Genomic DNA, 10058 nt, shown 5'->3' on the forward strand with positions numbered 1-10058 from the left:
AGCGACCGACCCGATCCATGCAACTCTCACGCAAAAGCATCCGCGCCCGCAGAGACTTTCTGCTCAAGCTCGTCATCGGCGCGGCCGGGGTCGGCGCGTTGATCGCTTTTGTCGCGTGGTTCGCTTTCGAGCGTAATTGGGTGACGACGGACAACGCCTTCGTCACCGGCAATATCATTCCAGTGCATTCCGACGCGACGGGCGTCGTCGCCGCCGTGCTCGCCGAGGAAACGCAAATGGTCAAGAAAGGCGACGTGCTGGTTCGCCTCGACGGACAACGCGCGCGAGCCGCCCTCAGTCAGGCGGAAGCGGAGCTCGGACGCGCCGTGCGCGCTGTCGGCGCGCTTTTCGCCTCTCGCCGCCAAATCTGCCAGAGGGTTCTGTCGCGAGCCGCCATCAGAGATAGGACGCGGCACGATCTTTCAAGATACAAGCAGGCGGCGCCGAGCGGCGCGGCCTCGCGCCAGTTGCTACAGAACACCGAAGACCAGCTCGCCGCGCAGGAAGCGGATTTGCGCGAGACGCGCGCGGAATATCAGGCCGTTGAGGCGCGCGTCGTGGGCGTGACCCGAATGAACCATCCCGACATTGAAGCGGCGAAAGCGAAATTCAACGACGCTTATGTCGAATTTCTGCGCCAGAATATCCGCGCGCCGGCGACAGGCTATGTGGCGAAGCGCAAGGTGCAGGTCGGCCAGCGCGTGCGGCCCGGCGATCCGATCCTCAATATCGTGCCGCTCGATCATCTCTGGGTCGAAGCCAATCTCTGGGAAAACAGGATGGATCGGGTTCGACCCGGGCAGGAGGCGATCGCGAAAGTCGATCTCTATGGCTCCGCCCAGACCTATCACGGCGTCGTCGAAGGCATCGTTCCTGGCTCTGGCAGCGTCTTCGCGATGCTTCCGCCCGACAACGCCACCGGCAACTTCATCCGCATCGTCCAGCGTATTCCCGTGCGAATCGCCTTGCAGGCGGACGAGCTCGAAAAGCAACCGCTGCGCCCCGGCCTGTCGACCGTGATCTCGATCGACGTGAGCAGCGGTGGCGTTTCGGTCAACGCGTCGCAAACGAAAACGTCTTCGGCGGAATATACGACCCACATCTACGACGACGATCTCACCCGGGCGAAGATCAAAACCGAGGAAATTGTGAAAGCCAATCTCCTCAGCACAAGTGACGAAGCCGAGAAAGGCTGCGCCATCGGCGAATGAATGGATCATGAAAGCTTCTCCCCGCTTCTCCCTGCGCGTCATAAGAGCTCAAACGCCGAAGCACTTGCGCTCCGCCACTGAGGTTTTTGCGAATTCGTTGCCGTCGTTCAACGAAACGAGGAGGTGGCCCTTGAGTAGATCATCGTCATTCATGACCAGAAAGAGCGGAAGATTCCGCCTCACTTCGATCGGCGGCGTAGCTCTGGTCGTCCTCTGCGGCCTCCTGGGGCTCTTGTCCGCCGAAGCCGTTCAAGCTCGAAACACGCGGGAACCGATAGAGGATTCCGCGCCGTCGAATGTCGGAGAAGCAATCACGGTCTTTCGAAAGAAATCGGGCGGGGGCAAACCCGAGCGGACCCCACTCGACTGCGCGGATTTACAGCTTCGTCTGGGCGCGGCGCTCGCGGAACTGGGAAAGCTGGAAAGCGGGACTGTGAATTTGGAAAGAGCCGTTTCCGCTTATCGCGAAGCGCTCGAGGAATATACACGTACCCGTCACCCGATTGCCTGGGCCACGATACAGGCGAAGCTCGGTGACGCGCTGTCGCTGCTTGGAGGACGGGAAGAAGGTAATCGAAACCTCGAATCGGCGGTCGTCGCCTATCACGAAGCGCTGAAAGAATTCACGCACGAACGAAGCCCACTTGATTGGGCGAACTTGCAAGTGAATCTTGGAAATGTGCTCGGGACGATCGGAGAGCGCGAGAAAGTAGCAAACAGAATCGAAGAAGCCGTCGCGGCTTTTCGCAATGCATTGAAGGAATACACGCGCGAGCGCGTTCCACTTCAATGGGCGGCGCTGCAGATGAAACTCGGCTATGCGCTCGAAATGCTAGGGGAGCGCCAGAATAGGACCGACAAGCTCAGAGAGGCGGCCACAGCCTTTCGCGAGGCGCTGAAGGAAACGACACGCGAACGCGCGCCGCACGATTGGGCAAAAACCCAGATGAAGCTTGGCTATGTGCTCACGACGCTCGGAGAGCGCGAAGGCGGGACGGGAAGTCTCGAAGAGGCGGTTACAGCTTTTCGCGAAGCCTTGCAGGTGATCGAACGCGAGCGCGAACCGCTCGATTGGGCCACACTGCAGGTGAATCTCGGCAATGCGTTGGAGACTTTGGGAGAGCGAGAGAGCGGGACGAGCAGGCTCCATGAAGCTATCGCTGCGTTTCGTGAAGCGCTGAAGGTATATACGCGCGAGCACGCTCCGCTGGGCTGGGCATTGACGCAAGCAAACCTTGGCAATGCGCTCGTCGCGCTAGGATCAAGAGAAGTCGGAACGAACAAACTCGAAGAGGCGGTCGCGGTCAATCTCGAAGCCTTGAAGGAACTAACGGAAGAAATAGCGCTCAATCAACGGCGAATTGCGCAACGGAATATTGATTGGGCCAACGCCCTGCTGAAACAGCGGCTCAATAAGTGATACCAACGGTTAGGCATTTTGATCCACTTGGGATTCCGTATCTCACGCCACACTTAATTGCAATAATGCGGTGGTTCGCGGGGGGCGGGAAAAAGGTGGGGGTCATGCGGCAAGACTGATCGCGCCAGCCTTCAAGCGGCGATCGATCACAGCAGCTGTCGCTTGAAGCATGCGCTGTGCGCCGCGCGGCGACCAGCGCATCTGCTGCAGCTTGGTCATGCGCGCATTGACCAGAGTTTTGACCGGGGCCTCCGCTCGCGAACTCGAGATTGGCAGACCCTTCCAATAGCGCCGACAATAATTGATTACGGAAGCTTGGTTCAATCTGAGGTATGTCGCCAACTCCTCGATGAGCAGCAGTGATCCACCCGCGATGAACTAGGCCAACCTGAGGTATGTCTGCGGACATGAGACGGAGGACCGTTTATGGCAAGGAAGCATCATATGCCCGAGGAGATCGACGCCAAGTTGCGCCAGGCGGATGTGTTGATTTCGCAAGGGCAATCGGTCGCAGACGCAGCACCGCCGCCCGCGCTAGCCCCAAAGCCCACGATGCACTAACATTGCAGTTAGACCCGTCGCGGGGAGGGGGCCGATCACTCGCGCAGCGGGCATATTGGAAGATTTCTAGAATCGTTAAGCCCGCCTCATTCCAGGCGCCCTAAACCTATGGTCCAAGGAGTGGGCAAATGCTTAAAGATTGGGATGCGTTCGAGAAGCTACCTGAAATAGATCAGATGCTCTTGCTGAAAGCGCTTATGGGCACCGCGCTTATGATGTCTCATCTTGGCGAGTGGTGGATTGCAGAACGGCTTGTGGCTGACCCTCGGTGCCGCCAGTGGGCATATGGCGCTGAGATTAATCAACGCATGAATAATAAACCGCGCCTTGGTTTCAACGCACTGCTCGGCGCCGTTGCAGAACATACGGCGCGGACATTCGACCGCGGTAACTAGATGCCGTAATGGCCCCGTCCTTCGCCATCAGGCTCAGGCCGGGGCCATTACGGCATCTAGAGATGGGCGCAAGGCCATACTGACTGTATGGTCGACACGGTTCGATGCGTAAAGACACAGACCAACTTGTCGAGGAGAGCATGCGAAATCGTGGGATTCGTCACGCTGCGATTGGCACGGGACAATTGTCATTGTCCGTCTGGGAGTCTGGATAAAGCCGTTTGAACGGGCCGCAGAGGGTTTTGTTGAGAACTGCGACGCGGACGTCGAGGAACGGTTGCACGGTCCATCTGTTCCACCACATCTGCTGCTTTTTGATCATGCGTTTCGACATATTTTCATTGACCGCGCTCTCGACGAAGGCGGTCGAAATCGGCAGCTCTTTATGGCGCCGGCGCCCATAATTCGCCAGGGCGCGATGGTTGGCATGGAGATATTCGATCAAATCATCGATGTGTCGTCGGGCGGCAACCGCGCCGCGCAGGTCGCAGACGTGAATAGAGCCAAACCAGTCGCCAGTTTCGCCAAGCGCCCGAGACAGGAATTTGGACGACCATGCCAGAGGTTCCTCTTGGCGCGTTGGAGAGCACGAACAGGATGATCGCCAAAATGCCCGCTGGTCACGCCCGCGCCCAATCCCGGCGTCGCTTGCAGGGTGTTGCTCAAAGCGTGTGGCGACGTGCCACCAATCGAGGACAACCATCGCTTCGGGCATGACCTGACGCTGCAATTTCCATAATCCGGCGTCGCCATCAGATAGCACCGTCGCCGGCGTGCCGAGGCGGACGCCAGCACTCACAAGCGCATTGGTAAATTCACTCACCGAATTTCCGTTGCGCGCAAAGGCGAAGCGATGCTGCGATCCATCGAGATTGAACACCTTTCCTGCGACCACTTCGAAATTACGCTCGGGGTGACGATGTCGGCTACGCAGATAGCCGCCATCAAGCCCGATTACGACCGCAGGGGTCACAGCGTCGATTTCGGGATCGGGTGCTCCGGCCGGCCGCAGCGGCGCGGCGAGCCCGATTGCGCACCGTTCGTAAGCGGTACGGGAGACCATGAGGAAGTGTGGGGCGGGCGACTGACGGCTTCTGTTTTCGCGGGTAGCATGGAGCAAAGCGTGGCGTAGGAGATCCCTTTGCCGAGACGAACAGGCCCATCTTCTGCTTCCGCGCCGGCGATGCCCGGCGCTATAATGCAATTCAAGGTTTGGCTGTTGGGGCTCAGCCCAATGGTCTGGCGCCGGATGCACGTGCCGGCGACCTTCACGCTTCGCCAGCTGCACGGCGTGATCCAGGTCGCGATGGGTTGGGAAGGCATCCACCTCTTTCAATTCCATTTGCGCGCGATTCGTTGCGGCTCCTGGGAGGTTGCCGCTCGCTCGCCGGACGTGACGCTGGAAAGCCTGTGCCTTCGCAAGGGCGCGCGCTTCGCCTACGAATACGATCTGAACATTCCTTGGCGTCACGAGGTAAGGCTCGAAGAACGGTTGGAGCTCACTCCCAATCGAGCCTATCCGTTTTGCGCCGATGGAAGCGGAGCTTGTCCGCCTGAGGATTGTGGTGGGCCGGCCGGCTATCTCACTCAGCGCGAGGCCCGATGTTCAATCGACGCGCTCAATGACCTTGGCGTCATGGCCGAAATCATCGAAAAGGCCGCACTCGAAGAGCGCCGAGACGATCTCGACGCCAATATTCAATCCCTGTTTGAAGAGGTTGTTGAGCGAACGGAAGAGCGCGAACGCTGGACGGGGCGACCATTCAGCCGACGTAAGGTGAATTCCGATTTGCGGCAAGGTCGGCATCTCATCCTCATGCATCAGCAGCATTGAACTGTCTGCTGCGACGCTCGCTGATCAGGAACAAGCCAGGGAGCAGGTCACCAAATCATTGCAGATTCTCATTCTTCTGCCAATGAAAAACTGGCCTTGTGTCCTCGGGAGTGACGTCATGCGCGTGAAGATTCTGCTTCAAATAACAACCGATGACGGCGCGCCGGGCGACATCGAAGAGATCGCATCCTTGGGCAAAGGCGCCGACCGCGCGGAAGATCTCGGATTGTCTCTTGCCGAGAGCAACCTTTTGCTCGCCGCCGCCCAGCAGCGGATTGTCGAAGCCCAGACCAAGGCCTGGACCGAGGGGCGGCGGTGGTGCGAGAGCTGCGACCGCCGGAAGCGAAGCAAGGGCAGCTATCCCATCGTATTCCACACATTGTTTGGTGACGTGCGGCTGGCGAGTCCGCGACTTCACCGCTGCCGGTGCCGCGAAGCGAACGGGCCGGCCACCGTGTCGCCGCTCGCCGAACTCATTCCTCATCATGTCGCGCCTGAGCGGCTTTATCTGGAAACGCGTTGGGCCTCGCTCGTTCCTTATGCCGCCGCAGCCGAAGTCCTTGCTGACGTCCTGCCGATCGCCACCGGCGTAAACGCTACGACGGTGCGTCAGCACGTCCTTCGGGTCGCCGAGCGCGCTGAAGCCGAACTGCCAAAGGATCGCTGTAGTTTCATGGACGGAAGTCTGACGGACTGGCACGCATTGCCAATCCCGGACGGACGCATCGTTGTCGGCCTCGATGGCGGCTATGTCCGCGACTGGGCCGAAAGGAAGAACAACTTTGAGGTCATCATCGGACGATCGATGCCAGAGGACGGCTCACCGCGCTATCTCGGCTTCGTCCATGGCTTCGATCGGAAGCCGAAGCGCCGTCTTGTCAATATGCTGGAAAGCCAAGGAATACAGGCCAATCAGGACATCACTTTCTTGACCGACGGCGGCGAGGAAGTTCGGGCGCTTACCGAATGCATCAGCCCTTGCAGCGAGCATGTCCTCGACTGGTTCCATATCACCATGCGCATTACCGTGCTCGGGCAGTTTGCAAAGGGTGTCGCGCAACATGACGAGAAGGCCGGCGCCCAACTGACAAAGCAGCTCGATCGAATAAAATGGAAATTGTGGCACGGGAATACGACCGGAGCCCAAGAGGTGATTGCAGAGTTTGAAGCCGACCTTTTCGAACTCGAAGTTGATTATCCGAAACTGCGTAAGTTCATCGTTGCGGCTCGCGAGTTCGGTGTCTATATCGCCTTGAACGTGCACAGCCTCATCAATTACGGCGAACGGTATCGGTCCGGCGAGCGCATCTCCTCGGCCTTCGTGGAGGCGACTGTCAACGCTGTGGTGAGCAAACGGTTCGCCAAAAAGCAGCAGATGCAATGGACACGGCGCGGCGCGCACCTTCTCTTGCAGACCCGCACCAAGACGCTCGACGGAACTCTGCGATCAACATTCGAGCGCTGGTATCCCGGGCTGGCAAACGTAAACGTGGACCACGCGATTCAGGCCGAGGTGGCATGACCGCCCCACACTTCCTCATGGTCTCTCTGTTCAACGCATCTTATATAGATTGTGCCGGAATTCGACATGAAAAGGAAAGACTTCACCCGCTTCATCGACACGATCTTCGCCGCAAAGAGCGGTGAGGAGATGCTCTGCACCGAATATTTTGACAAGCTTCGCTATGACGTGGACCTGCAGCTTTCTGGGCAAAACGCCGAGACCTTATTGCCGGAGGTCAATCATCATATGCATCAATGCCCCGAGTACGAAGAGGTTTATCTCGCCCTCCTAAAAATTGTCGGCAAAGAAAATCCCGCTGATCCTTCGAAGTAAGACTTCGTCTCCTCATCGCATCTAAGACGCGTCGGGATGAACCAGCCAGCCCACGATCACTGGGATCGTCGGCTTACAGTTTGGTTCCCATCCCGAGGGAGAACGATGCGATGATAAAACTCCATCCCAAGCTGGGGCTTTGGCTCGCCTTCGCGCTGTCGTTTATGGCTCCCAGCGGGTTATTGGCGGCGGGCGCAGCGTTTGCTGGCGAGCATCACTTGATAACGCTCAAAGCGAGCGCCCTGCCGTCCGGCCAATTGGCCTATGAAATGGTCAGCCACAAGGTCAAGGCATCGAACGGACAAGAACGCGACGTCACTGGCCGCTACGCAACAGGACCGACCATTCCAGGCCCGACCTTGGTCATCAAGGAGGGCGACACCGCGGAAGTGACATTGCAGCACGGCGTCGCCGACGCCACGCAGCCGGTTAGTATACATGTTCATGGCGTGCACTATAAAATCGACAGCGACGGCACGATGAAGATGTTGAACGGCGTCACTGATGAAGCCGCATTTCCTGGCAAGCCTTACACCTATAAATGGACGGCCGCGCCTGGAACGGCGGGCACATGGCCATATCACGATCACACCTTCGGCAATCCAATGCTAGGCGCCGAGGATAAGGGCCTGTTTGGGGCGCTCATCATCAACCCAGCGAGCAACAAGGCGCCCGCGCTCATCGACGGCAAAATCGTCGACGTGAATCTCGCAGACGTCAAACGCGAGTTCATTCTCTGGATGCACGAGACAACCTTCTGGGGCCAGGAACTCAATCACATCGTCGAGGGCGACAAGGAGGTCCCGCTGTGGACCAACCCGACTGTGGGCGCGAGGCTCGGTGAAAAAGTTCGTTTTCATGTTATCGGCCTCGGCACCGCCTTTCACACCTTTCACCTGCATGGACACCGCTGGATCGACCAAGGGACCACGGGCGTAGTCGACACAGTTAACGTTGGCCCCATTAGCCGAACGTCATTCATATTGAAAGCGGGAGAAGGAGTGGGGCCAGGCGATTGGCACTATCACTGTCATGTCATCCAGCACATGCAGTCGGGAATGATGGGTGATTTTCGCGTCGTTGAATAACAATCAAAATAGCAGGAGGAATCACATGAACCGCGTATCCTTTCTGATACTTGCGCTCGCCACTTTCCTACTCACGCTGTCTCCGCTGGCGGCAAACGCAGTTGATCGCTCAAGGTCCGACGACGTTTTCCTCAGCCGTCCCGGAATTCTGCCTTCCGCAAATCAAGCGAACGGAACTGGCGCGAAAATGTCTGGCGATGGTCAAATGCAGGGCGGTTTGTTTCGGTGCGGAGAGTTTGTCGGCGATGTTGCACAAAACTGCGCTGCAGAAACAAACAATGAAAACAAGCGGGCATCTTATGAAGCCGGTTTACATGCTTGGACCAGGAATCCCGTCGCGCGATTGATCGTAGTATCTTTGCTTTTTGCCTTCCTAGGCTTCATCGTCGACATTGCGGCGATGCCGCCTTTCCAAGGATTTGTGGCCGAAGAAGTGATCTCAAGTTACAAGACTACTTGGATTGCGATCTTGATCTTAGCCATGCTTGGAGGAGCGTTACTGCTCCCTGCTGCAGCCGATATCGCGCGAGAATCAATGACGCGTGTTAACCACCTAGAAGGGGGGAAAGGCGGGATGTGATCCATGTCGCTTTCACTTTGGATTAGTCTAAACGCGTCGGAACCAATGTTAGCCGGGGCCCAGTCTTGAAGACGGGTTCAAACGTTATTCCAAACTATCTCGTCACATTCCCCGGCGAAGCGGTTCTGTTCAGTCCCGGCGCTTTCTCCGATGCGAAGCTGACCGATGCAGAGGTTGCAAAGGTCAAACAAGCGCTCGGTGCCTGGGGTTGCGAAGGCGGAAAATACGAGAAAGAATCGGAAGCGTCGGGCGTTCTGGAGGCCGAGGACGTGAAATGCAAGGGCGGCCAATACGACTTCCGCCTCGATAAGGACTTCAACGTTCTGGCGATCACCAGGACTGAGTCTTCGAGGGGTTCTGGGGCGTCGGTTGCAAATCGCGACGAGAGCCGCGCCAACCGTTTGCGAAACGAGGCGTGCTGACACGCCAGCGATTTCGTTTGTGCCAATCGATCGAACATGGGTCCTGTCGATTGGCAGTTCAATCCGGGACTCGGGATGAATGATCCGATTTGCAGCATTTCATGTGAGACTATTTTGGACCGAGTCGTAAGCCTCCGCCGAGGGCCGTCTGGCGATTGGGGCTGACGGCGGCGATAGTCGTGCGCGTGGCGCGGGGATCGTGTCCACTATCGATGATGGACACTATCTCCGATGACCGAGGCGGAAAAAGACGAGGCTGCGGGTTCCGGGGGCCGGCGGCGCTATTGGAAGAACGACGCGAAGCGCCGCATTGTCGCGGAGAGCTTGGAGGAAGGAGCGTCGGTGGCGGAGGTCGCGCGGCGCTATGGCCTCAACGCGAATCTGCTGTTCACTTGGCGGCGGCGGTTCGCGGCCGGCGATGCGAGCGAGCAGCCTGCGGTTTTACCGGTGACGATCACGTCGACGCCGGCCATGGCGCTTTCATCGGCGCCCGGGACCATCGGCCGAATGGAGATCATGCTTTCCATGGGCGAGAGAATCGTGGTCGGCGCGGATGTCGACGCGTCGGCCTTGGCGCGCGTGGTCAAGGCGTTGCGGCGATGATCCCGGTCTCGGCGGACGCACGGGTCTGGCTCGTCACCGGCCAGACCGACATGCGCAAGGGCTATGCGAGCCTGGCGCTGATCGTTCAGGAGACGCTGCGCCGCAAT

11 protein-coding genes and 1 pseudogene are annotated in these 10058 nt (G+C 58.4%); 10 read left to right on the forward strand and 2 right to left on the reverse strand.

The window, feature by feature from the left end; all coding sequences use genetic code 11:
* Positions 1 to 17 precede the first annotated feature (17 nt).
* Entirely contained in the window at positions 18 to 1211 is a 1194-nt protein-coding gene (locus tag IYW40_RS00560) for an HlyD family secretion protein (protein WP_175095654.1), read from the forward strand.
* A 151-nt stretch (positions 1212 to 1362) separates the two neighbouring features.
* Positions 1363 to 2631: a hypothetical protein gene (locus IYW40_RS00565; RefSeq protein ID WP_175095653.1), complete on the forward strand. Its 1269-nt coding sequence runs from the start codon at positions 1363 to 1365 to the stop codon at positions 2629 to 2631.
* A gap of 102 nt (positions 2632 to 2733) precedes the next feature.
* On the opposite strand, the pseudogene IYW40_RS21490 reads toward IYW40_RS00565, so the two are convergent.
* Positions 2734 to 2985 (reverse strand): annotated as a pseudogene (locus IYW40_RS21490) (ISKra4 family transposase); the annotation flags it as partial.
* Positions 2986 to 3320: 335 nt separating this feature from the next.
* On the opposite strand from IYW40_RS21490, the gene IYW40_RS00570 reads away from it, so the two are divergent.
* On the forward strand, positions 3321 to 3587 hold the full coding sequence (locus IYW40_RS00570; RefSeq protein WP_196399003.1) for a hypothetical protein: 267 nt from the start codon (positions 3321 to 3323) through the stop codon (positions 3585 to 3587).
* A 160-nt stretch (positions 3588 to 3747) separates the two neighbouring features.
* On the opposite strand, the gene IYW40_RS00575 is transcribed toward IYW40_RS00570, so the two are convergent.
* Positions 3748 to 4560, reverse strand: coding sequence for a hypothetical protein (locus IYW40_RS00575; protein WP_196399004.1), 813 nt, complete (start codon positions 4558 to 4560; stop codon positions 3748 to 3750).
* A 225-nt stretch (positions 4561 to 4785) separates the two neighbouring features.
* Here IYW40_RS00575 and IYW40_RS00580 point away from each other — a divergent pair, with 225 nt between their 5' ends.
* The 7 genes from IYW40_RS00580 (at position 4786) to IYW40_RS21995 (ending at position 9951) form a co-directional block, all read left to right on the forward strand.
* Positions 4786 to 5421, forward strand: coding sequence for a plasmid pRiA4b ORF-3 family protein (locus IYW40_RS00580; RefSeq protein WP_246720560.1), 636 nt, complete (start codon positions 4786 to 4788; stop codon positions 5419 to 5421).
* Between the two features lie 118 nt (positions 5422 to 5539).
* A complete protein-coding gene (locus IYW40_RS00585) occupies positions 5540 to 6943 on the forward strand; it encodes an ISKra4 family transposase (RefSeq protein WP_196399005.1) in 1404 nt (467 codons plus the stop codon).
* 66 nt (positions 6944 to 7009) lie between these two features.
* Entirely contained in the window at positions 7010 to 7258 is a 249-nt protein-coding gene (locus IYW40_RS00590; protein WP_175095648.1) for a hypothetical protein, read from the forward strand.
* 110 nt (positions 7259 to 7368) lie between these two features.
* Positions 7369 to 8346: a multicopper oxidase domain-containing protein gene (locus tag IYW40_RS00595; RefSeq protein WP_210267035.1), complete on the forward strand. Its 978-nt coding sequence runs from the start codon at positions 7369 to 7371 to the stop codon at positions 8344 to 8346.
* 25 nt (positions 8347 to 8371) lie between these two features.
* On the forward strand, positions 8372 to 8926 hold the full coding sequence (locus tag IYW40_RS00600; RefSeq protein ID WP_196399006.1) for a hypothetical protein: 555 nt from the start codon (positions 8372 to 8374) through the stop codon (positions 8924 to 8926).
* 65 nt (positions 8927 to 8991) lie between these two features.
* A complete protein-coding gene (locus tag IYW40_RS00605; protein ID WP_175095646.1) occupies positions 8992 to 9348 on the forward strand; it encodes a hypothetical protein in 357 nt (118 codons plus the stop codon).
* 231 nt (positions 9349 to 9579) lie between these two features.
* Positions 9580 to 9951 carry a transposase gene (locus tag IYW40_RS21995; protein ID WP_196399007.1) on the forward strand — a complete coding sequence of 124 codons (372 nt, stop codon included), beginning with the start codon at positions 9580 to 9582 and terminating at the stop codon, positions 9949 to 9951.
* Positions 9952 to 10058 lie beyond the last annotated feature (107 nt).

The organism is Methylocystis sp. H4A (assembly GCF_015709545.1).
GTDB lineage: Bacteria > Pseudomonadota > Alphaproteobacteria > Rhizobiales > Beijerinckiaceae > Methylocystis > Methylocystis silviterrae.